Source organism: Acidovorax sp. K2F (assembly GCF_025246485.1).
GTDB lineage: Bacteria > Pseudomonadota > Gammaproteobacteria > Burkholderiales > Burkholderiaceae_C > Acidovorax > Acidovorax delafieldii.
Genome location: NZ_JAOBSQ010000051.1, coordinates 257,240 through 279,014 on the forward strand (window position 1 = coordinate 257,240; position 21,775 = coordinate 279,014).

Consider the following 21,775-nt stretch of genomic DNA (forward strand, 5'->3'; position numbering starts at 1 on the left):
AATCAGACGGTCATTCAAACCGGAAATCGGCAGCAATGCGTTGCCCCACACGCAGCCACTGCCCTGCGCCGCTTCGCACGATGGCGTTCATGCCGAACGTGATGGCGCCGTCCAGCCGCTTATCCTGGCGGTAGGTGCGCAGGGTGTCGCCCACCGACGGATGGCTCTCGGCCGTGGCCGGGTCGATGTCGGGGATGGGGCATCGCGCGCAGGGCTTCACCGGTTGCATGTGGACGTCGGCGGTGCCATTACCCTCCACATGGATCAGATCCACGCGGTCCTCGTCGTGGGCATCCACCCCCGCCAACACCACGTTGGGCCGGAACCGCTCCATGCCCACCGCGCCGTGGCCGCCGGCCGTGAGCCGTGCGTTGAGATCCTTCAGGGATGCCTCACTGGTCACCAGCAGCGGAAACCCGTCAGCAAACTGGTTGGGAGCTTCCATGCCATCCGTCCACTCCAGGCTGGACAGCCGCCGATGTTCCGGGTCAAACCGCACCAGGCGGCAGGGCTGCCCCAGAAAGTCGCTGAACCACTGGGCCGCCACAGGGCCCATGTCCCACGCAGGCACCGTGTCGCGCCAGACGGTCACCGTGGCCGGAGCTTCCACCGCATCGATCGCCACATGCAATGCCAGCATGCCCGGAGCCCGCAGCACCATTTCGTCACTCTTGAGCTGGGGCCGGATCAGCGCCATGCGGGGCAGGCCGCGCTGGGTGAGGAACATGCCCTGTGCGTCCACCACCATCCAGGCGCGGTCCAGATCCAGCCCGGTCTCGGTAAGCAGCGCCTGCTGCACCTCGATGCCCGCACAGGATTTGACGGGATACACAAACAGCCGCGCAATGGTGCCGGACAGATCAGACTCGGAAGGGAAGCTCACGCCAAGTGCTCCTGAAGAAGGGTGCCAGAAAGGCCAGACCGCAATTCTGCCCTGTCATTACAGGGGGTAAGACCCCTCCTACAATGCCTGTCATGGCCCCAACCTTTGATATCTGTATTCGTGGCACCGGCATCGTGGGCCGAACCCTGGCCTTGTTGCTGGCACGGGAACGACTGAGGGTGGCCCTGGTACCAGCCCCGGCTCCACGCAGCGCGGCGGCCACTGATGTACGGGCCTATGCCCTGAATGCAGCGTCCCGTAGCCTGCTCGAATCGCTGCGCAGCTGGCCCGACGCCGAACACGCTACCGCCGTCAAGCACATGCAGGTGCAGGGCGATCAGGATGGCTGCGTGCATTTCGATGCCACCCCCCAGGGGGTAGAAGCCCTCGCCTGGATCGTGGATGTGCCGGCCCTGGAAGAGCGACTGGCACAGGCTGTGCGGTTTCAGCCATTGGTAGAGGTGGTGGATATCCCAGTGGCTGCGCCCCTGACCGTCGTGTGCGAAGGACGCGCCAGCACCACCCGGTCCGAGTTTGGCGTGCACTTTGACGTGACGCCCTATGCCCAGCACGCCATTGCCACACGGGTGCGCTGCGAACATCCGCATGCACAGGTCGCACGCCAGTGGTTTTTGCCACAAGGCATCCTGGCTTTTTTGCCGCTGGAGGGAGCCCAGGGGAACTCTGTGGCCGTGGTGTGGTCCGTCCCTGAGGAGCGGGTTTCCGCGCTGATGGCGTTGCCGGCCGACGCCTTTGCGCAGGAATTGCAGACGGCGAGCCAGCAGGCGCTCGGCAGCATTGCGCTCATTGCCGAGCGTGCCACTTGGCCGCTGCAGCTGGCCAAGGCAGACCGCTGGTGCGGTGCTGCATCGACCAATGCGACCAATGGCCCAGCTGCGCGCAGCTGGGCGCTGGCAGGCGACGCGGCGCACAACGTGCATCCGCTGGCAGGGCAAGGGCTGAACCTGGGCTTGGCCGATGTGGCAGCCTTGGCCGATGTGCTGCGCACCCGCGACTACTGGCGCAGCGTCGCAGACCTGCGGCTGCTGCGGCGCTACGAACGCCAGCGAAAAGCGGCTCTGATAGCGATGGGCCTGGCCACCGACGGGTTGCAGCAACTGTTTGCACGCCCAGAGGCGCCCTGGCAAGCGCTGCGCAACTGGGGCATGAAGGGCTTTGAACACAGCGGCCTGCTGAAGGATTTTGTGGCCCGCCAGGCCATGGGGATGCGCTGAACGCGCGAGTTTGATTGAACGGGAACATGATGAAATTGACCACTGCTTTGCTGACCGTCGCGGCAGCCACTCTGAGCCTGAGCGCCACGGCGCAAGAGGACGTCATCCGCAAGGCATTGGCCGGGCGCATTCCTCAAATGGACAAGATCGACGAAGTGCGCCCCACACCCATGAAGGGCTTGTACGAAGTGCGCATTGGCACCGACCTGTTCTACACCGACGCCAAGGGCGACTATGTGATCCAGGGTGAACTCATCGACTCCAAGGCGCGCCGCAATCTGACCGAAGACCGCATCAGCAAGCTGACAGCCGTCAGCTTCTCGGCCCTGCCTCTCAAAGATGCCGTAACCATTGTGCGCGGCGACGGCAAGCGCAAGGTGGCCGTGTTCGAGGACCCCAACTGCGGCTACTGCAAGCGCTTTGAGCGCGACTTGCAGCAGATCAACAACGTGACGGTGTACCTGTTCCTGTACCCCATCCTGAGCCCGGATTCGGCCGAAAAGTCGCGCAACATCTGGTGTTCCAAGGACCAGGCCACGGCGTGGCAAGACCAGATGGTGCGGGACAAGCCCGCACCGGCGGCTAGCTGTGACACCAGCGCGCTGCAGCGCAACCTGGCCTTTGGCAAGAAGTACAAGATCACCGGCACCCCCACCTTGATTTTTGCCAACGGCACGCGTGTGCCAGGTGCGATCGGCGCCCAGGAGGTCGAAAAGCGTCTGGCCGAAGCCGCCAGCGAAACGCCCTCCGCCAATTGATAGCCGCTGAAAGCCACTGACCGACGACTCCGCGCGGCCCTTGCGCGGCACATGCCATGCCCCTCTCCCGCTCAGCCTCCGTCGCAGACATTCACTACCGCGTCGAACCCACAGACCTGAATGCGCATCTGTTCACCGTGACGCTGACGGTGCAGCGGCCAGCGGCATCGCAAGAGCTGTCTCTGCCGGTCTGGATTCCAGGCAGCTACCTGGTGCGGGAGTTCTCCAAGAATCTGCAGGTTCTAATGGCTCGGCAAGGCCAACGCGCTTTGCAACCGGCCCAGCTGGACAAGCACCGCTGGCAAGTGCAATGCACGGAGCGCAAGCCTCTGGTGCTGACCTATCAGGTGTGCGCCTACGACAGCTCCGTGCGCACCGCCTGGCTAGACACCTCGCGCGGCTTTTTCAACGGCACCAGTCTGTGCCTGCGCGTGCATGACCAGGAGAAACAGCCCCACACACTGGAACTGGCACGCACGGCGGCCACGGCGACCTGGGCTGCTGCCACCGGTCTACGGCCCCTGGATGCCGACAAACAAGGGTTTGGTCTGTACGCGGCGGCCGACTACGATGAACTGGTCGATTGCCCGGTGGAATTGGGCAACTTCTGGGTGGGGCGCTTCAAGGCCTGCGGCATTGCCCACCAGTTTGTGGTGGCAGGTGCGGCTCCGTCGTTCGATGGCAAGCGCCTGCTGGCCGACACGCAGAAAATTTGTGAAACCGCCATCCGTTTCTGGCACCGCGAAGGCAAGGCGCCGTTCAAAAGCTACGTCTTCATGCTCAACGCCGTAGGCGATGGCTATGGGGGACTGGAACACCGCAACTCCACGGCGCTGATCTGCGGGCGGCGCGATCTGCCCCGCCAGGGCGATGTGCGAGCCAGTGAGGGCTACACCACGCTGCTGGGCCTCATCAGCCACGAATACTTTCACACCTGGAACGTCAAGCGCCTGCGGCCTGCCGAGTTCACCCGCTACGACTATACGCAAGAGAACTACACCGAGCTGCTGTGGTTCTTCGAGGGCTTCACGAGCTACTACGACGACCTGCTGCTGCGCCGCGCCGGGCTGCTGGACGACGCAACCTACCTCAAGCTCATCACCAAAACCATCAACCAGGTGCTGCAAACTCCCGGCCGGTCGGTACAAACCGTGGCCCAGGCCAGTTTTGACGCGTGGGTGAAGTACTACCGACAGGACGAGAACACACCCAACACCACCGTCAGCTACTACACCAAGGGCTCTCTGGTGGCCCTGTGCCTTGACCTGGCCCTGCGGCGCGAGGGCAAAGCCACGCTGGACGATGTGATGCGCGCACTGTGGGTGCGCTGCGCGGGCGGCCCGATGACCGAAGCGGATCTGCGCGCCGTGCTCCACGACCTGGTCGGCCGCCCATTCGACAAGGAACTGGCCCATTGGGTGCACAGCACAGCCGATCTACCCCTGGAGGAGCTGCTGGCCGCCCACGGCGTGGCGCTCAAGGCCGACCGGCCGCAGCTGGCCCAGCGCCTGGGCCTGCGTGTGGCCGAGAACCACAGTGTGCAGATCAAGACCGTGCTGCGTGGCGGAGCCGCAGAGAAGGCAGGAATGTCTGCAGGCGACGAGTGGCTGGGCGTGGAAGTGCAGGGCCAGGGCTGGCGCATCAGCAAGCTCGACGACGTCACTTTCTACGCGGGCACCCACACCGCCCTGCAGGCACTGGTGGCCCGCGACGGGCGACTCCTGCGCCTATCCTTGGAGATACCACCGCTCCAGGCAGCTGGAGCCCCTGCCAAGGGCCGGCGCAACGCGACCGCCACAGCCATGGCGCCAGACACCATCAGCCTGACGGTGACAGACGCCGCTGCAGTGGAACGCTGGCTGGCCTGACGGCAGCAAAGCCCTACTGCCTTGGGTATATTGCTGCAGCTTTCATAACCAACCATAACCCCCAGGAGATTTCATGGCTTACGAAACCATCGAGGTGCGCGTTGAAGCGGACAAGGTCGGCATCATCACCCTCAACCGGCCCAAACAGCTTAACGCGCTGAACGACCAACTCATGAATGAACTGGGCGCTGCCCTCAAGGCGTTCGACGCTGACGAGAAAATCGGCTGCATGATCGTCACCGGCAGCGAGAAGGCTTTTGCGGCGGGCGCGGACATTGGCGCCATGGCCAAATACAGCTTCGCTGACACCTACAAGGGCGACTACATCACCCGCAACTGGGAGACCATCCGCTCCATTCGCAAGCCCGTCATCGCCGCCGTCAGCGGCTTTGCATTGGGCGGCGGCTGCGAACTGGCCATGATGTGCGACTTCATCATCGCCGCCGACAATGCCAAGTTCGGTCAGCCCGAGATCAAGCTGGGCGTGATCCCTGGTGCCGGTGGCACGCAGCGCCTGCCCCGCGCCGTGGGCAAGTCCAAGGCCATGGACATGGCGTTGACAGGCCGCATGATGGACGCGACCGAAGCCGAGCGCGCCGGACTGGTCAGTCGAGTGGTGGCTTACGACAAGCTCATGGACGAAGCGCTGGGCGCCGCCATCATGATTGCCGGCTTCTCGCAGATCGCCGTCATGGCAGCCAAGGAATCGGTCAACCGCGCCTTCGAGGGCACGCTCGCCGATGGCGTGATGTTTGAGCGCCGCCTGTTCCACGCGCTGTTTGCGACGCAGGACCAAAAAGAAGGCATGGACGCGTTCATGAACAAACGCGCCGCTAACTTCACACACCAATAATTTTTGTTCTATAATTCTGGTTTCCGGTCGTATAGCTCAGTTGGTTAGAGCGCAGCATTCATAATGCTGATGTCGGTGGTTCAAGTCCACCTACGACCACCAAATACAAAAACCCACAGTGCGGCAACCCACTGTGGGTTTTTTCTTTCAGGCGAGCCTCAGAACCTGTTCCTGTGCCCATCGAAGCACAGAGCCGCTTGACTTGTCAGAGGGATATGCCACGCTGGCAACCCCTTCTAAAATTGTGCCTTCAGCCCCTGGATGTAAACCATGAACCGCTGCACCACACCCTCTTCCAGCCGCTACCCCGCCCAGCGGGGGCCCCGCTTTTTCCATGCCGCATGGATGGCCGTGGTGACCTGTGCGGCCCTCTGCGCCGTGGCGCCGGCCTCGGCTCAAGTCCAGCCAGGCCTGGGCCTCTCACGCCCGTTCCCCGAAGCCGCACTGCGGGGCACGCTGAGCATCAACACCGCATCCGAAGCCACACTCAATGGCAAGACCATCCGCATGGCCCCCGGCATGCGGCTGTTCAGCCCCCAGAACACCTTGGTCATGGCACACACGGTGCTGGGCCAGACCTTCAAGGTCAACTACGTGCTGGAGAACAGCACCGGCATGCTGCATTCCGCATGGATCCTGACCGAAAGCGAGGCCGCACAGCCCCGCAAGGGCAGCGACGCCATCGTCACCAACATCACGACCGGCTCGGGCGCCGCTCTGAAGTAACTCCTTTCCGGTGCGGCCGCACAGCCACCGCGCCGTTGTGACATTCACAGTCTCCGCACCATGCCGGGTGCGGTGTTTGCTTGCTCTCTTGCGAAATTGCCATGGCCAAAAAAGTCTTTATCAAAACCTTCGGCTGCCAGATGAACGAGTACGACTCGGACAAGATGGCCGACGTGCTGAACGCCGCCCAAGGCTACGAGCCCACGCAGAACGTGGACGAAGCCGACCTCATCCTCTTCAACACCTGCTCGGTGCGTGAGAAGGCGCAAGAAAAGGTTTTCAGCGACCTGGGCCGCATCAAGCACCTGAAGGCGCGCGGCGTGAAGATCGGCGTGGGCGGGTGCGTGGCCAGCCAGGAGGGCGCCGAGATCATCAAGCGCGCGCCCTACGTGGACGTGGTGTTCGGCCCCCAGACCCTGCACCGCCTGCCCGAGATGCTCAACCAGCGTGAGCGGCTGGACAAGCCCCAGGTGGACATCAGCTTTCCCGAAATCGAGAAGTTCGACCACCTGCCGCCCGCGCGGGTGGAAGGCGCGTCGGCCTTTGTGTCGATCATGGAAGGCTGCAGCAAATACTGCAGCTACTGCGTGGTGCCCTACACCCGTGGCGAAGAGGTGAGCCGCCCATTCGATGACGTGCTGGTCGAAGTGGCGGGCCTGGCCGACCAGGGCGTGAAGGAAATCACCCTGCTGGGCCAGAACGTGAATGCGTACCTGGGCAAGATGGGTGGCACGGCAGAGATTGCCGACTTTGCGCTGCTGCTCGAATACGTGTCAGACATCCCCGGCATCGAGCGCATCCGCTACACCACCAGCCACCCCAACGAGTTCACGCCTCGCTTGATCGAGGCTTACGCCAAGCTGCCCAAGCTGGCCAGCCATCTTCACCTGCCCGTGCAGCACGGCAGCGACCGCATCCTGATGGCCATGAAGCGCGGCTACACCGCCATGGAATACAAGAGCACGGTGCGCAAGCTGCGCGCCATCCGCCCCGACCTGGCCATGAGCAGCGACTTCATCGTGGGCTTCCCCGGTGAGACCGAAGACGACTTCAACAAGATGATGAAGCTGATTGACGACATCCACTTCGACAACAGCTTCAGTTTCATCTTCAGCCCCCGCCCCGGCACGCCTGCCGCAGGCCTGCATGACGACACGCCGCACGACGTGAAGCTGCGCCGCCTGCAGCACCTGCAGGGCGTCATCAACGCCAACATCAAGTCCATCAGCGAGAGCCGCGTGGGTACGGTGCAGCGCATCCTGGTGGAAGGCGCCTCCAAGCGCGACGCCACCGAGTTGATGGGCCGCACCGAATGCAACCGCGTGGTCAACTTTGTAGGCCAGCCCCGCCTGGTGGGTCAGATGGTGGATGTGACCATCACCGAAGCCAAGGCCTATACCTTGCGCGGCGAGGTGCTGACGCACGAAACCGCCGCACTGGCCGGCTGACGCGCAGGCACAGACGCCGCGCACGCCGACCCACCTGGCTGCAATGCCCACCCAGAGCCCCCCACCCACGGCACCGCCACCCGCCGAAGGCCTGCTGCATGGCCTCTCTTTCCAGCAACTGTTGCTGCTGGCATTCGTGCTGATTGCAGGCTTGCTGGGAGTCAGCTCACTGAGGGCCTTGCACACGTTGGAGCAGCTCATGGTGCTCAGCCGCCATGGCGTGGCCGAGGCCACTGCGCTGACCACAGCCGCGCAAGGCCTAAACCAGCGCGGCCAGGCCCTGGAGCGTGCGGCGCGGCAGTCCCTGGTGCTGCGGGATGCGCCCCTGCGCCGCAGCTTTGACGACATGGCCGTCGAGGCCCTCACCGTGCTCGACCATTTGCAGGCCGCAGGCTTGCCCGCTGCGCAGACCCAGGCGTGGCGCACCCACCTCGATGCCGTCAAAGCCCTGCTGGACGCGCCGCCGGACCGCGCCCTGGACAACGAACGCCTGGTTGCCGAAGAGTTTGTGGCCCTGGAGACCTTGCACGGAACCATGGTGCAGACGGTGCAGGACATCAACACCCAGCGCAACAACGCGCTGCAGGACGAGGTGGAGCAAAGCCGCCGCAGCGTGACGCACCAGGTGGTGGGCGCGATTGTGCTGGCGCTGGTGCTGGCGTTGTCGCTGGGCATCTGGCTGGCGCGGCCGTTCAAGCGGCTGGAGGGTGCGATCCGTCAGCTGGGCGAAAACCAGCTGGACGAGCCGGTGCAGATCTCCGGCCCGGACGACGTGCGCCGGCTGGGGCAGCAACTGGAGTGGCTGCGGCTGCGCCTGCTGGAGCTGGATGCCGACAAGGCACGCTTCCTGCGCCACGTGTCCCACGAACTCAAGACGCCGCTGGCCGCGCTGCGCGAAGGCGTGGCACTGCTGCAGGATGGCGTGACGGGCGAGCTCACCGCAGGCCAGCGCGAGGTCGCGCAAATCCTGCACCACAACACGCTGCAGCTGCAAGGTGAGATCGAGGCCCTGCTGCGCTTCAACGCCGCCGCCTTCGAGGCACGGCAACTGCAGCGGCGCGACACCGATCTGCTGGCCCTGCTGGAGGCCCAGGTCGAGACACAGCGGCTGCAGTGGCAGGCCAAGGGCCTGACCGTGCGGGTAGAGGGGCCGCCCGTGCGCATGCTGGTGGATGCCGACAAGATCACCTCCGCCGTCAGTAATCTGCTGTCCAACGCCATCCGCTTTTCACCTCCCCAGGGCACGGTGCGGCTGGTGCTCTCGCAACCTCCCGGTCATGTGCGTCTGGACGTCTTTGACCAGGGCCCCGGCGTGGACCGGGTGGACCGCGACCGCGTGTTTGAACCCTTTTACCGGGGTGTTCGCCAACCGGACGATGCCGTGCGCGGCACCGGCATCGGGTTGTCCATCGTGCAGGAATATGTGCAGGCCCATGGCGGCAGCGTGCGCCTGGTGGACGAAGGCGCACACTCCTTCTTTCGCATCGAACTTCCCCATGCCGCCTAGCACTCCCCCCCTGTCCTCCCACGCGCTGCGATGGCCGGTGCTTGCCCTGGGCGCCGTGCTGGCAGGCTGCGCCACCACCGCGCCCCCACCTGCCCCCTCCAAGCCACCTCCGGTGGCCATGATCATTGCCGTGCCTGTAGCCCCGGCGATCGAAGTCGGCGCCACCGAAGCACGCGGTACGGAGACCGATAACAACGCCCCCGTTGCCCTGCTCCTGGCCCAGACAGACCGTGTGCTCAAGCTGCCCCCGGCCGAACTCGCCAGGGAAATTGCCCGGCTGAGCGAAGCGGAGGACGCCACGGCCGACACGCCGTTGCTATTGGCCACGGCCCTGGCACAAACGCGCCAGGCCGTGGACACCGCCCGTGCGCTGGGCCTGGTGCAGCGCGTGCTGGGCAACACCGGCGCCGCAGCGCAACCCTTGCACCCGCTGGCCCGGCTGCTGGAGGCCCGGCTGCTGCAACAACGCCGGCTGGAGGACCAGCTCGACCGCCAGGCCCAGCAGCTGCGCGACAGCCAACGCCGCAATGACCAGCTCAGCGAACGCCTGGAGGCCGTGCGCGCCATCGAGCGCAGCCTGAGCACGCGCCCAGCACCGTCACCCTCCGCCCCCGCCGCGCCTGCAGCGAGCAATGGCGCGGCGCCACGGCCCGCCCCCTGACCGACCTACCCGCCATGCCGTCTTCCGCCCCCACCCGCGCCGCCCCACCCGCCCGCATCCTGGTGGTGGACGACGACGCCGACATGCTGCGGCTGCTGTCGCTGCGCCTGAAAGCCGCCGGGCACGACGTGGTGGCCGTGGGCTCGGCCGAAGCGGCCCTGGCGCAGCTGGACATTGCCCGCCCGCAGCTCGTGCTCAGCGATGTGCGCCTGCCGGGGCGCGACGGCCTGGCCCTGTTTGACGAAGTGCGCGCCCGCCACCCCTCACTGCCCGTGATCCTGCTGACCGCACACGGCACCATTCCCGATGCGGTGGAGGCCACGTCGCGCGGGGTGTTTACCTACCTCACCAAGCCCTACGACGGCAAGGAGCTGCTGGAGAAGATTGCGCAGGCGCTGGCGCTCAGCGCCCCTGCCGTTGCGCAGCCGCATGCCGACGAGGACTGGCGGGCCGAGATCGTGAGCCGGTCGCACCGCATGACAGACCTGTTGTCCGAGGCGTACATGGTCGCTCAGTCCGACGCCAGCGTGCTGCTGCGCGGCGACAGCGGCTCGGGCAAAGAACTGCTGGCGCGTGCCATCCACCGCGCGAGCCCGCGTGCGGCCCGCCCGTTTGTGGCCGTCAACTGTGGCGCCATCCCCGAGGCGTTGCTGGAGTCCGAGCTGTTCGGCCACGTCAAGGGCGCCTTCACCGATGCGGTGAGCAACCACAAGGGGCTGTTCCAGGCGGCGGATGGCGGCACCCTGCTGCTGGACGAGATTGGCGACATGCCCCCGGCCCTGCAGGTCAAGCTGCTGCGGGTGCTGCAGGAGCGCGCCGTGCGCCCCGTGGGTGCCAGCCAGGCCACGCCCATCGACGTACGCATCATCTCGGCCACGCACCGGGACCTGGAGGCCGCCATGGCGAGCGCGCAGTTCCGCGAGGACCTGTATTACCGGCTGAACGTGGTGTCGCTGGTGCTGCCCACCCTGGCCGAGCGGCGCGAGGACATTGCGCTGCTGGCCAACCACTTTCTGGACCGCCTGTCCCGCAAATACGACAAGCGCCTGTCCGGCTTTGCGCCTGAGGCGCTCAAGGCACTGACCACCGCCGCCTGGCCGGGCAACGTGCGCCAGCTCTACAACGTGGTTGAGCAGGTGTGCGCCCTTTCCACCACCCCCCTGGTCCCGCTGACACTGGTGCAGCGCGCGCTGCGCACCCCGTCCACCCAGGTGCTGAGCTTTGCCGAGGCCCGCCAGCGTTTCGAACGCGAGTACCTGGTGGGCCTGCTCAAGATGACCGACGGCAATGTGGCCGATGCTGCGCGGCTGGCGCAACGCAACCGCACCGAGTTCTACCGCCTGCTGCAAAAGCACGCGCTGACGCCTGGACAGTTCAAGCAGGATGCAGGCGATGCGGACGATGTCGTGGATGAGCGACACGAGTAAGTCATTGATTTACAGGGTGTTTTGATCAAAGCACCCACCCCTTGTCGCCATCCGGCGACAAAAAGCGGGGGCCGAGTGGCGCTTACAGGCCCTTGCACAACTGCTTACACGCAGAGCCCTCTCCAAACCATTGATTTCAAAGCCTTTTTCGCAGCTGGCACAGGGTTTGCCCTATGCCTGCCATGCACGCAGTTTTTCCCTCCTTTTTTCGCCAGATCGGCAGGCGCGCAGGGCCCGCAATAGCCCTGGCCACCGCCCTGCTCGCCGGGGGCGCGCACGCGCAGGGCTTTGACTTCGAGAGCGTGACCCGCCTCGCCCGCGACCGCGCCAGCCAACCCTACCGACCAGTGAGCAACAAGCTCCCGGCCGACCTCGCACAGCTCAACTACGACCAGGTGCGCGACATCCGCTGGCGCCCCGATCGCGCCCTGTGGCGAGCCGACAAGCTGCCCTACGAGGCCATGTTCTTCCATCTGGGGCTGTACCAGAAAGAGCCGGTGCTGATCAACGAAGTGACGCCCCAGGGCGTGCGCCACATCCCCTACAGCCGCGCGGACTTTGACTACGGCAAGAACCAGCTGCGGCCCGAGGCCTGGGGCGACCTGGGCTTTGCAGGCTTTCGGCTGCACAACCACCTGAACTCCAGTGCCTACAAGGACGAGCTGGTGGTCTTTCAGGGCGCCAGCTACTTCCGCGCTCTGGGCAAGGGCCAGCAGTACGGCCTGTCGGCGCGCGGGCTGGCCATCGACACCGTGGGCGGCCGGGGCGAGGAGTTCCCCCGCTTCACCGAGTTCTGGCTGGTGCGGCCCGATCCGCTGTCCACCCAGGTCACGGTGTACGCACTGCTCGACTCGCCACGCGCCACGGGCGCCTACCGCTTTGACATCCAGCCCGGCGCGCAGACCACCACCACCGTGCGCAGCCGCATTTTTGTGCGTGCCGCCTCCGGCAACCCATCCATCGCCACGCTGGGCGTTGCGCCGCTGACCAGCATGTTCTTCTTCGGCGAGAACCAGCCACGCAAGGAAGACTTCCGCCCCGAAGTGCATGACTCCGACGGACTCATGGTGGCCACGGGCGAGGGCGAATGGCTGTGGCGCCCGCTGCAGAACCCCCGGCAAACGCTGGTCACCTCGTTCGCCACCAGGAATCCCAAGGGCTTTGGCCTGATGCAGCGCGACCGCCAGTGGAGCAGCTACGAGGATGTGGAAGCCCGCTACGAACGCCGCCCCAGCGCCTGGGTGCGCCCGCTGCATGACTGGGGGGCCGGCCGCGTGGAGCTGGTGCAGCTGAACACCCCGGACGAAACCCACGACAACGTCGTCGCGTATTGGGTGCCCGCCCAGATGCCAGCCCCCGGCCAGCCGCTGGAATTTGCCTATGAACTGAGCTGGCAGGGCGATGAGCAGCAGCGCCCACCCAGCGCCTGGGCCACCCAATCGCGCCGCGGCATGGGCTACACCAAGTTGTCGGCCCAGGAACTGCGCCAGCAGGTGCAGTACGTGGTCGATTTCGAGGGCCCTGCCCTCAAGGCCCTACCTGCCGAAGCCACTGTGAAGGCTGTAGTGACCAGCGATGCCAACGGCAAGGTGCTGGAAAGCATCGCCTACCGCAACCCCGCCACCGGCGGGTGGCGCATGACCGTTCGCATCCAGCGCCTGCAGGCCGACCGGCCGGTAGAGCTGCGCGCTTTTCTCCAACACGATAACCACGCTGTGAGTGAAACATGGACGCACATCAGTCTTCCCGAGTAAGCCCTCATGACCCCCACGGCACCCACGCATCCACAGGCCCGGCCGTGGTCGCGCGGCGCGGTGTGGCCTACCCCCGGCCAACCCCCAGCCGACGCAGCACGTTGCGCGAAGAGCGCCACCCCAATGCGGTGACGGCACCGCCTCTGCACCGCGGCTCCATGGTGCCCCTGCCCTGGCGCGGCTTCTGGAACAGCGTAGGCACCGCCGTGCTGCTGCGCCTGACGGGCCGTACGTCTCCGCAACCCGCATCGACTACGGTGGCACAAGCTCCCGCTGAATCCACCGCCGCTTGGCAAGGCGCAGCGCAGCGCCGCCGCTGGACGTTTGCGCTGCTCACCGTGCTGGCCACCGCACTGGCCAGCACCCTGTTTGCCAGCGTGCAGCCCGACTATGAAAACGCGTGGCTGGGCTACGGCCAGATTGCGTTGTTTGCGCTGCTGTCCGCCTGGGTGGTGACCGGCTTTTTGACCGGGCTCATGGGTTTTTGGGTGATGCTGCGCGGTGACCGGCATGCGCTATCGGCACGCAGCGTGGCAGATCACGCGCTGGCTCCCGACGCCCGCACCGCCATCATCATGCCGATCTGCAACGAAGACGTGGCCACCGTGTTTGCCGGACTGCGCGCCACCTGCGAGTCGGTGGCCGCCACCGGCCACGGCACCACGTTCGATGTGTTTGTGCTCTCCGACAGCAACGACCCCGCCATTGCCCGCGCCGAGCGCGCCGCCTGGGAAGAGCTGCGCAGCGCCCTGGCGCAGCACAGCCAGCAACCCCAGGTGCAGGTGTACTACCGCCTGCGCACACGCCGCACCCATCGCAAGGCGGGCAACGTGGCCGACTTCTGCCGCCGCTGGGGCAAGGACTACCGCTACATGGTGGTGCTGGACGCCGACAGCGTGATGAGCGGCGACTGCATCGTCTCCATGGCCAAGCTGATGGAAGCCAACCCCACGGCCGGCATCATCCAGACCGCTACGCAGGCCATCGGCCATGTGACGCTGCACGCCCGCGCGCAGCAATTCGCCTCGCGCGTCACGGGTCGCCTGTTCACTTTGGGCATGCAGTACTGGCAGCTGGGCGAATCGCACTACTGGGGCCACAACGCCATCATCCGCGTGGCACCGTTCATGCAGCACTGCGCGCTGGCGCCCATCCCCGGCAAGGGGGGCCTGGCTGGCGGCATCATGTCGCACGACTTTGTGGAAGCCGCCCTCATGCGCCGCGCGGGCTACCACGTGTGGCTGGTGGGCGACCTGATCGGTAGCTATGAGCAACAGCCGCCCGACCTGCTGGCCGAGCTGCAGCGCGACCGCCGCTGGTGCCAGGGTAACCTGCAAAACGCGCGCCTGATGGCCGAGCCCGGCATCCACGCGGTGCACCGATCCATGTTCGTCACCGGTGCCATGGCCTATCTGTCGGCGCCGCTGTGGCTGGCCTTCATGACTCTCGGCACGGCGCTGTGGCTATCGGGCGCCAAGCTGGTAGCGGACTGGCACATCCTGCCCGCCGAGCTGCTCGCCCTGTGGGTCTGGACCTTGTGCCTGCTGTTCTTGCCGCGCATCCTGGGCGTGGCCGCAGTGTTCATGCGCCGCGAGCAAAAGCAGTACGGCGGCGCTTTCAGCCTGCTCAAGAGCGCCGTGCTGGAGAGCGTCATGGCCATCCTGCAGGCGCCGGTGCGCATGCTGGCGCATTCGCTGTTTGTGCTGATCGCGTTGACCGGTCTGAAGCTGGAGTGGAAGTCGCCCCCGCGCGAAGCCCATGCCGTGCCCTGGCGCCACGCCGTGCGCCAGCTCGCTCCCATGAGCGCGGTGATCGCCCTGCTGGCAGCGGGCGTGGCGCTGATCGACAGCAGCGCGCTGTTGTGGCTGATGCCCGTGGGCCTGCCGCTGGCGCTGGCGATTCCGCTGGCGGTGTGGACAAGCCAGATCGCACTGGGCCGGGCGCTGCGTGCGCAGCGACTGCTGCTGATTCCCGAGGAGTCGTGGTCCCCTCCAGTACTGCGCCGTGCCTGGTTGCACGCCAGCCGGCTGGCACGGCCCGTGGCGTTGCAGGCAGCCTGAGGCACCGCGCAGAGCTACCATCCACCGACCCACAAAAAAAGCCGACGCATGTCGGCTTTTTTATTCACTCATATTTTCATAGCGCTCTAGGCATATGGTTGTAGCGCCTGGTGCCAAAAAGGCTTGAAAACCCTTCAGAAAGGCATCTTGGGCATGCCTCCGCCGCCCATGCCCTTCATGCCGCCCATGCGCTTCATCATCTTCATCAGCCCGCCGCCCTTCATCTTTTTCATCATGCCCTGCATCTGCTCAAACTCCTTGAGCAGGCGGTTGACTTCCTGCACATGCACACCCGCCCCGTTGGCGATGCGCTTCTTACGCGTGGCCTTGATGAGTTCGGGCTTGCGGCGCTCAAGAGGCGTCATGCTCTGGATGATGCCTTCCTTGCGCTTGATGTCTTTTTCGGCCTTGTCCATGTCCAGCGAACCCGCCTTGGCGGTGAGCTGGGAGGGCAGCTTGTCCATCAGGCTCGACAGCCCCCCCATCTGCTTCATCTGCTGGATCTGCGAGAGAAAGTCGTTCAGGTCGAAGCCGTCACCGCTCTTGACCTTGGCCGCCAGCTTTTGTGCGGCCTCCATGTCCACCCCGGCCGTCACCTGCTCCACCAGCGCCACGATGTCGCCCATGCCCAGGATGCGGCCCGCATGGCGCTCGGCGTCGAACACTTCCAGGCCGTCGATCTTCTCCGAGACACCCGCAAACTTGATGGGCGCCCCCGTGATCTGGCGCACGGACAGCGCAGCACCGCCGCGCGAGTCGCCGTCCAGCTTGGTGAGCACGATGCCGGTGAGCGGCAGCGCCTCCTTGAAGGCCTTGGCCGTGTTGATGGCGTCCTGGCCCTGCATGGCATCGACCACGAACAAGGTTTCGACCGGGTTCAGCGCGGCGTGCAGGTCCTTGATTTCCTTCATCAAGGCTTCGTCGATGGCCAGGCGACCGGCCGTATCGACCAGCAGCACGTCAAAGTAGTGCTTCTTGGCGTAGTCGAGTGCGGCGTGGGCAATGTCAAGCGGCTTCTGGTCGGGCGTGCTGGGAAACCATTCGGCACCGGCCTGCTTGGTCACGGTCTTGAGCTGCTCGATGGCGGCCGGGCGGTACACGTCGCCCGACACGGTCAGCACCTTCTTCTTGCGCTTTTCAATCAGGTGCTTGGCCAGCTTGGCCGTAGTGGTGGTCTTGCCCGCGCCCTGCAGGCCGGCCATCAGGATCACGGCAGGCGGCTGGGCGGCCAGGTTGATGTCGGCCACGCCCTCGCCCATGGTGGCGGCGAGTTCACGGTTGACGATGCTGACCAGCGTCTGCCCGGGCTTGAGCGAACCCAGCACCTCCTGGCCCAGGGCCTTTTCCTTGACGCGGGCGATGAAGTCGCGCACCACGGGCAGGGCCACGTCGGCTTCGAGCAGCGCCATGCGCACTTCGCGCAGCATGTCAGTGACATTGGACTCGGTGATGCGGGCCTGGCCACGCATCTCCTTGACGAGGCGCGTGAGTTTGTCGGTAAGGGCGGAGGCCATAGGGGTGTTTCCGGTATTGGCTGCGCGCCGTCAACAACGGCGTTGTGCGCGCAGCCCCGCCAGGGCGCTGGCGGTGGGCGAAAGGCTAAACTGTGCCCATGATTTTAACGAGTAGCTCTCCGGTCAGTTGGCTGCTGGCCCTGGCCGCTGCCGTGGCTTATGCCGTGCCTGCCGCCGCAGCCTCCCGCCTGGGAGCGGCAGCGGCGCGCAATGCACTGCTGGTGGCGTGGTTGCTGCATGGCGCCGTGCTGGTGTGGGGCCTGTGGGGCGAAGCGCCCCGGTTCGGTTTTGCGCCCGCGCTGTCGATGACTGCATGGCTGGTGCTCACGGTGTATGCCGTGGAGCGGCAGTTGTTTCCGCAAATGCAGTCGCGCTGGGTGCTGGCAGGCCTGGGCGCGGCAGCCATTGTGCTGGCCATGCTGTTCCCGGGGCAGCCCCTGCACGTGTCTGCATCGGCCTGGCTCCCCTTGCACCTGGCGTTGGGCATTGCGTGTTATGGGCTGTTTGCAGCCGCCGTCGTGCACGCCTGGCTCATGACACGCGCCGAACGCCACATCCGACAGGCCGAAGACCCGCACAGCGGCATCCCGCTGCTCACCCTGGAGCGGCTGACCTTCCGGTTCGTGACGGCAGGGTTTGTGCTGCTCACCGCCACCTTGCTGGCCGGGTGGCTGTTTGGCGAGACGCTGTATGGCCGGGCCTGGCGGTGGGACCACAAGGCCGTGTTCTCGATGCTCTCGTGGCTGACCTTTGCCACGCTGCTGCTGGGCCGTGCCCGCTTTGGCTGGCGGGGCCGCAATGCGGTGCGTGTGTTGTATGCAGGCTCGGCCCTGCTGCTGCTGGCCTATGTGGGTTCGCGTTTTGTATTGGAAGTTGTTCTGGGCCGCAGCGCATGAAGTACCTGGTCTTGTTGGTCGTCATCGCGGTGGCGGTGGGTATCTGGCGCAGCCGCCGCGCCCCTGATGCGGCGGCGCCCAAAGCGCCCCCTACACCGCCAGCCCTGCCGCAGGACATGCTGGCCTGCGCGCACTGCGGCGTGCACATCCCGCAGGCCGAGGCACTGATGCTGGGCAATCAGGCCTATTGCAGCGCCGAGCACCGGCGCCTGGGCCCGGCCTGAGCGGCGCCTTCCCGTTGTGACCATGCAAGCAGCGCCCGCAGGCCCACTGCCGCCTTCCGCAGAAGCCCCCTTCGCACGGCTGTGGCTCGGTTTTCTGACGGGCCGCGTGATGGTAGCCCTGGCACTTTTGGTGCTGCAGGGGGCCGGGCAGCTGATCAATCAAGCGGCGGCGCCTTCTGTGCTCGCGGTCTGCGTGGCCTACCTCGTAGCCACCGTGGTACTGCGGGTGCTGTCGCGCAAAGCCCCCCCGTCGCCCAGCGCCGGCCCGCAATGGCTGCCTTCCATTGGCGTGGACCTGGCGGCGATCACTGCGCTGCAGTTGCTGCATGCGGGCACCATGAACTACACGCCCCTGTTCGGCCTGCCCATCCTGATCGCAGCGGTCATGGGCACGCTGACCCTGGCCCTGGGCACCACGGCCGCCGTCACGCTGCTGCTGCTGGGCTGGGCCTGGTGGGTGGGACAGTACAGCACGGGAGACGAAGGGCAGCGCTACCTGCAAAGCGCACTGACCGGCACGGGCTACTTCATCGTGAGCTATCTGGTGCACCAGCTGGCCACCCGCCTGGCGCGCGAACAGGAAGTGGCACAACAAAGCCAGATCGCAGCGCGCGTGCAAACGCAGGTCAGTGCACTGGTCATCCAGAACCTGACCGACGGGGTGCTGGTGGTAGACGAGACCGACGTGGTGCGCATTGCCAACCCCGCAGGGCTGCAGCTGCTGGGCGGCATGGGGCTGACCGAGTTGCCGTTTGCCCTCACATCCACGGCTCCGTGGCACCCCTTGGTGATCCTGGCGCGGCGCACCTTCCGGCACGAACAACCCCAGACAGCCGACGTCGATCTCCTACACGAAGGCCAGAGCCCCACCGGTCTGCATGTGCGCACCTGGCTCACATCCACTCGCAACGCGGCCTTGCAAACGCGCTCCGAGCGGCTGTGCGTGATGTTCCTGCACGACCTGCGGGAAATGGAAGCGCGGCTGCGCACCGAAAAACTCGCGGCCATGGGCCGCATGTCCGCCGCAGTGGCCCATGAGATCCGCAACCCGCTGGCGGCCATCGTGCAGGCCAATGCCCTGCTGGAAGAAGACCTGCACGACCCCGCACAAAAACGGCTGGCGCACATGGTGCAGCAAAACGCCGACCGCCTGGCCCGCATCGCCGAAGAGGTGCTGGACATTGCCCGCGTACAGCACCAGATCAGCCATGCCCCTGCCTCGACCGTGGCGCTGGACGAGACAGTCGCCCAGATCTGGAACGACTGGCAGGCCCAGGACCCCGCCCGGCGGCGCGCCCTGGTGTCGCTGGACACGGGCGCCACCCAGGTGGAGTTTGACGCCGAGCACCTGCGTCGGGTGCTCGTCAACCTGCTGGACAACGCCCTGCGCTACATGGGCCCGGAGCCCGACTCGTTGTCAGTGACCACGCGCAACACGCCCGCTGGCCAGGTCAGCCTGCAGGTGTGGAGCGACGGTGCCCCGATGGACAAATCCGTGGAGCGGCATTTGTTCGAGCCCTTCTTCTCGTCGGAGAGCCGCTCCAGCGGCTTGGGTCTCTATATTTGCCGGGAGCTGTGCCAGCGCCATGGCGCCTCCATCAGCTACCAGCGCCTGAACCGCCACACCGCACGCGGTGACATCGGAGGCAACGCCTTTACTGTGGGCTTCCGCCGCACAACCCGCCCCGCCGACAATGCCACCTTGTTTGACACCATAGTGGTCTGACTGCCGCCTCCATGAACGCCCCTGCCGCCTCCATCCTTGTCGTTGACGACGAACCCGATCTGCGCACCCTGTACGAGCTCACCCTGCTGCGCGAGGGGTACCGGGTCGAGACCGCGTCGAGCGTCCAGGAGGCGCGTGATCAACTCAAGGCCCACCGCTTTGACGCCGTGATTACCGATATGCGGCTGCCCGACGGGTTTGGCATGGAGCTGCTGCAGGATCTGCGCGACCAGCAACGGCGCGAACGCTGCGTGGTCATGACCGCCTACGGCTCGGCAGAGAACGCGGTCGAGGCGCTGCGCGCAGGGGCCTTCGACTACCTCACCAAGCCCGTGGACCTCAAGCAGTTCCGCTCGGTGGTGGCCTCAGCCATCCAGGGCACGGGTGGGGTTCCACCGCCGCGTGCGTCACGCAGCAACGGCTCCAGCCGGTCTACCAATGCAGCGGCGGCGACCGGCGAATTCGGCAATGCCAACGCCGCCCTGGACCGCCTCGTGGGCGAGTCCGACGCCATCCGCAACGTCAAGCAGCGCGTGGCCAAGGTATCGCGTGGCATGGCGCCGGTACTGATCCATGGCGAGTCGGGCACGGGCAAGGAGCTGGTGGCCCAAGCCCTGCATGCCAGCAGCCAGCGTGCTGACGGGCCCCTGGTCGCCGTGAACTGCGGGGCCATCCCCGAGAACCTGCTGGAAGCTGAATTTTTTGGTGCTCGCAAGGGCTCCTACACCGGCGCGTCGCAAGACCGTGACGGCTACTTCCAGGCCGCACGCGGGGGCACATTGTTCCTCGACGAAATCGGCGACCTGCCGCTGGCCATGCAGTCCAAGCTGCTGCGCGCCATCCAGGAGCGCAGCGTGCGGCCACTCGGCTCCACCCAGGAAGAGACGGTGGATGTGCGCATTGTGAGCGCCACCCACCGCGATCTGGCGGCCGATGTGCAGGCCGGCCGGTTCCGCCAGGACCTGTACTACCGGCTCAATGTGATCGAGATCGTCATCCCGCCGCTGCGCGAGCGCCGCGAGGACCTGCCCGCACTGTGCGCAGCGCTGCTCACCCGCATTGCCCACGAGTCGGGCATGCCGGTGCCCCAACTCACCGACCGGGCACTGAACGCCATTGCCGCCCACCCACTGACCGGAAATGTCCGCGAGCTGGAAAATCTGCTGCACCGCGCAGTGGCATTGAGCGACGGGGACGAGTTGCAGGTGGATGCGCCAAGCGGCGCGTCAGATGTGCAGATGGCACGCCCGGCACCGCCCACGCTTGTGCCAGCGCCAGAGGGATCGGCGGTGTCCGCCGCCTTCTCTGCAGGGCCCCACGCTTCGACGTCTGCAGACACAGGCCAGGGCCCTCAGCCCCTGGCCAACGGCTGCACGGTGCCACTGCCCAGCGACCTGCAGGCCTGGTTGGACCAGCAGGAGCGGGAGATCCTGATCCGCGCGCTGAAAGAAGCCGGGTTCAACCGTACCGCCACAGCCGCACGCCTGGGCATCAGCCTGCGCCAGATTCGCTACCGCATCGCCCGTCTGAACATCGCCGTGCCCAATGACCAGGACCCGCATGACGAACTGGGCTGAAGGTGCACCAGCGGCAGACATGGCGCCCTGGGAGGGCGGCTGGTACAGGACCGCTCAGCGGCTCGCATCTCCGAACCACGGGCCGCGCCCGGTACAGACCTCGCAAATCGATCTGATCGTAGTGCATTCCATCAGCCTGCCGCCGGGCGAATACGGCGGCGGAGCCGTGCAACAGCTGTTCACCAACACCCTGGACTGGGATGCGCACCCCTACTACCAGGGCATCCGCGGATTGCAGGTGTCCGCGCATTTTTTCATCGAGCGCACCGGGGTGCTGTGGCAGTTTGTGGATTGTGACCTGCGCGCCTGGCATGCCGGGCAATCGTTCTACCGGGGGAGGAGCCAGTGCAACGACGATTCCATCGGCATTGAACTGGAAGGCCTGGAGGGCCTGCACTTCGAGTCGGCACAGTACGAAACCCTGGCCAGGGTCTGCCAGGACATTGCGCTGCGCTATCCCATCGAGCACATCGCAGGGCATGAACACATTGCCCCGGGACGTAAGTTGGACCCAGGTCCGGGCTTTGACTGGCCACGACTGCAAGGGGCGTTGGACTGGCCTGCGCAGCGATTCCCGCTGAACACGCGGGCGGACCACTTGCAGCTTCGCTGACGCCGCACTTTCACTGTCGTACGGGCGCATCAAGGCATTTTTTTT

Annotated in this window: 18 protein-coding genes and 1 tRNA gene; 17 read left to right on the forward strand and 2 right to left on the reverse strand. The window is 65.8% G+C overall.

Going from position 1 to position 21,775, the window contains the following annotated elements; all coding sequences use genetic code 11:
* Positions 1 to 10: 10 nt before the first annotated feature.
* Positions 11 to 883, reverse strand: a complete 873-nt coding sequence (locus tag N4G42_RS20030) for an MOSC domain-containing protein (RefSeq protein ID WP_260668436.1) — start codon at positions 881 to 883, stop codon at positions 11 to 13.
* Positions 884 to 975: 92 nt separating this feature from the next.
* On the opposite strand from N4G42_RS20030, the gene N4G42_RS20035 reads away from it, so the two are divergent.
* The 12 genes from N4G42_RS20035 to mdoH all read left to right on the forward strand — a co-directional run bounded on the left by N4G42_RS20035 (position 976) and on the right by mdoH (position 15,180).
* A complete protein-coding gene (locus N4G42_RS20035; protein ID WP_260668437.1) occupies positions 976 to 2,118 on the forward strand; it encodes an FAD-dependent monooxygenase in 1,143 nt (380 codons plus the stop codon).
* A 29-nt stretch (positions 2,119 to 2,147) separates the two neighbouring features.
* A complete protein-coding gene (locus tag N4G42_RS20040) occupies positions 2,148 to 2,876 on the forward strand; it encodes a DsbC family protein (protein ID WP_099731998.1) in 729 nt (242 codons plus the stop codon).
* A 56-nt stretch (positions 2,877 to 2,932) separates the two neighbouring features.
* Positions 2,933 to 4,744, forward strand: a complete 1,812-nt coding sequence (locus N4G42_RS20045; protein WP_260668438.1) for a M61 family metallopeptidase — start codon at positions 2,933 to 2,935, stop codon at positions 4,742 to 4,744.
* Positions 4,745 to 4,817: 73 nt separating this feature from the next.
* Positions 4,818 to 5,597, forward strand: coding sequence for an enoyl-CoA hydratase (locus tag N4G42_RS20050; protein WP_108499685.1), 780 nt, complete (start codon positions 4,818 to 4,820; stop codon positions 5,595 to 5,597).
* A gap of 25 nt (positions 5,598 to 5,622) precedes the next feature.
* Positions 5,623 to 5,699, forward strand: a tRNA-Met gene (locus N4G42_RS20055).
* Positions 5,700 to 5,867: 168 nt separating this feature from the next.
* A complete protein-coding gene (locus N4G42_RS20060; protein ID WP_056066296.1) occupies positions 5,868 to 6,323 on the forward strand; it encodes a hypothetical protein in 456 nt (151 codons plus the stop codon).
* A 101-nt stretch (positions 6,324 to 6,424) separates the two neighbouring features.
* On the forward strand, positions 6,425 to 7,771 hold the full coding sequence (miaB, locus tag N4G42_RS20065; protein WP_056066299.1) for a tRNA (N6-isopentenyl adenosine(37)-C2)-methylthiotransferase MiaB: 1,347 nt from the start codon (positions 6,425 to 6,427) through the stop codon (positions 7,769 to 7,771).
* Positions 7,772 to 7,814: 43 nt separating this feature from the next.
* Entirely contained in the window at positions 7,815 to 9,278 is a 1,464-nt protein-coding gene (locus N4G42_RS20070) for a sensor histidine kinase (RefSeq protein ID WP_260668439.1), read from the forward strand.
* Complete coding sequence (locus N4G42_RS20075) at positions 9,268 to 9,939, forward strand: hypothetical protein (protein WP_260668440.1); 672 nt, start codon at positions 9,268 to 9,270, stop codon at positions 9,937 to 9,939. Before N4G42_RS20070 ends, N4G42_RS20075 begins: the two co-directional genes overlap by 11 nt.
* 14 nt (positions 9,940 to 9,953) lie before the next feature.
* The gene (locus N4G42_RS20080) at positions 9,954 to 11,366 is read left to right on the forward strand and encodes a sigma 54-interacting transcriptional regulator (RefSeq protein WP_056066305.1); all 1,413 of its coding nucleotides are present in this window, start codon (positions 9,954 to 9,956) and stop codon (positions 11,364 to 11,366) included.
* A gap of 182 nt (positions 11,367 to 11,548) precedes the next feature.
* On the forward strand, positions 11,549 to 13,120 hold the full coding sequence (locus tag N4G42_RS20085) for a glucan biosynthesis protein G (protein ID WP_260668441.1): 1,572 nt from the start codon (positions 11,549 to 11,551) through the stop codon (positions 13,118 to 13,120).
* On the forward strand, positions 13,093 to 15,180 hold the full coding sequence (gene mdoH, locus N4G42_RS20090; protein WP_260668442.1) for a glucans biosynthesis glucosyltransferase MdoH: 2,088 nt from the start codon (positions 13,093 to 13,095) through the stop codon (positions 15,178 to 15,180). Before N4G42_RS20085 ends, mdoH begins: the two co-directional genes overlap by 28 nt.
* A gap of 134 nt (positions 15,181 to 15,314) precedes the next feature.
* Here the strand turns inward: mdoH and ffh are convergent, their stop codons facing one another.
* Complete coding sequence (gene ffh, locus N4G42_RS20095; protein ID WP_056066312.1) at positions 15,315 to 16,694, reverse strand: signal recognition particle protein; 1,380 nt, start codon at positions 16,692 to 16,694, stop codon at positions 15,315 to 15,317.
* 98 nt (positions 16,695 to 16,792) lie between these two features.
* On the opposite strand from ffh, the gene N4G42_RS20100 reads away from it, so the two are divergent.
* From N4G42_RS20100 to ampD, 5 genes are read left to right on the forward strand one after another with little or no spacing between them, the layout of a single operon-like run.
* Complete coding sequence (locus tag N4G42_RS20100) at positions 16,793 to 17,590, forward strand: inner membrane protein YpjD (protein WP_146871662.1); 798 nt, start codon at positions 16,793 to 16,795, stop codon at positions 17,588 to 17,590.
* Complete coding sequence (locus N4G42_RS20105) at positions 17,587 to 17,814, forward strand: PP0621 family protein (RefSeq protein ID WP_260668443.1); 228 nt, start codon at positions 17,587 to 17,589, stop codon at positions 17,812 to 17,814. Before N4G42_RS20100 ends, N4G42_RS20105 begins: the two co-directional genes overlap by 4 nt.
* 22 nt (positions 17,815 to 17,836) lie before the next feature.
* A complete protein-coding gene (locus tag N4G42_RS20110; RefSeq protein ID WP_260668444.1) occupies positions 17,837 to 19,540 on the forward strand; it encodes a sensor histidine kinase in 1,704 nt (567 codons plus the stop codon).
* 11 nt (positions 19,541 to 19,551) lie between these two features.
* Positions 19,552 to 21,117: a sigma-54-dependent transcriptional regulator gene (locus N4G42_RS20115; protein WP_056746904.1), complete on the forward strand. Its 1,566-nt coding sequence runs from the start codon at positions 19,552 to 19,554 to the stop codon at positions 21,115 to 21,117.
* Positions 21,101 to 21,730 (forward strand): 1,6-anhydro-N-acetylmuramyl-L-alanine amidase AmpD, encoded by a 630-nt coding sequence (gene ampD, locus N4G42_RS20120; RefSeq protein WP_260668445.1) that lies wholly within the window; start codon positions 21,101 to 21,103, stop codon positions 21,728 to 21,730. The genes N4G42_RS20115 and ampD overlap by 17 nt, the downstream gene beginning before the upstream one ends.
* Positions 21,731 to 21,775: the final 45 nt, after the last annotated feature.

Excerpts from the sequence above, each read along its gene's own strand:
- N4G42_RS20035 (WP_260668437.1), top strand. The coding sequence starts at position 976 with ATGGCCCCAACCTTTGATATCTGTATTCGTGGCACCGGCATCGTGGGC.
- N4G42_RS20040 (WP_099731998.1), top strand. The coding sequence starts at position 2,148 with ATGAAATTGACCACTGCTTTGCTGACCGTCGCGGCAGCCACTCTGAGC.
- N4G42_RS20045 (WP_260668438.1), top strand. The coding sequence starts at position 2,933 with ATGCCCCTCTCCCGCTCAGCCTCCGTCGCAGACATTCACTACCGCGTC.
- N4G42_RS20050 (WP_108499685.1), top strand. The coding sequence starts at position 4,818 with ATGGCTTACGAAACCATCGAGGTGCGCGTTGAAGCGGACAAGGTCGGC.
- N4G42_RS20060 (WP_056066296.1), top strand. The coding sequence starts at position 5,868 with ATGAACCGCTGCACCACACCCTCTTCCAGCCGCTACCCCGCCCAGCGG.
- miaB (WP_056066299.1), top strand. The coding sequence starts at position 6,425 with ATGGCCAAAAAAGTCTTTATCAAAACCTTCGGCTGCCAGATGAACGAG.
- N4G42_RS20070 (WP_260668439.1), top strand. The coding sequence starts at position 7,815 with ATGCCCACCCAGAGCCCCCCACCCACGGCACCGCCACCCGCCGAAGGC.
- N4G42_RS20075 (WP_260668440.1), top strand. The coding sequence starts at position 9,268 with ATGCCGCCTAGCACTCCCCCCCTGTCCTCCCACGCGCTGCGATGGCCG.
- N4G42_RS20080 (WP_056066305.1), top strand. The coding sequence starts at position 9,954 with ATGCCGTCTTCCGCCCCCACCCGCGCCGCCCCACCCGCCCGCATCCTG.
- N4G42_RS20085 (WP_260668441.1), top strand. The coding sequence starts at position 11,549 with ATGCACGCAGTTTTTCCCTCCTTTTTTCGCCAGATCGGCAGGCGCGCA.
- mdoH (WP_260668442.1), top strand. The coding sequence starts at position 13,093 with ATGGACGCACATCAGTCTTCCCGAGTAAGCCCTCATGACCCCCACGGC.
- ffh (WP_056066312.1), bottom strand. The coding sequence starts at position 16,694 with ATGGCCTCCGCCCTTACCGACAAACTCACGCGCCTCGTCAAGGAGATG.
- N4G42_RS20100 (WP_146871662.1), top strand. The coding sequence starts at position 16,793 with ATGATTTTAACGAGTAGCTCTCCGGTCAGTTGGCTGCTGGCCCTGGCC.
- N4G42_RS20105 (WP_260668443.1), top strand. The coding sequence starts at position 17,587 with ATGAAGTACCTGGTCTTGTTGGTCGTCATCGCGGTGGCGGTGGGTATC.
- N4G42_RS20110 (WP_260668444.1), top strand. The coding sequence starts at position 17,837 with ATGCAAGCAGCGCCCGCAGGCCCACTGCCGCCTTCCGCAGAAGCCCCC.
- N4G42_RS20115 (WP_056746904.1), top strand. The coding sequence starts at position 19,552 with ATGAACGCCCCTGCCGCCTCCATCCTTGTCGTTGACGACGAACCCGAT.
- ampD (WP_260668445.1), top strand. The coding sequence starts at position 21,101 with ATGACGAACTGGGCTGAAGGTGCACCAGCGGCAGACATGGCGCCCTGG.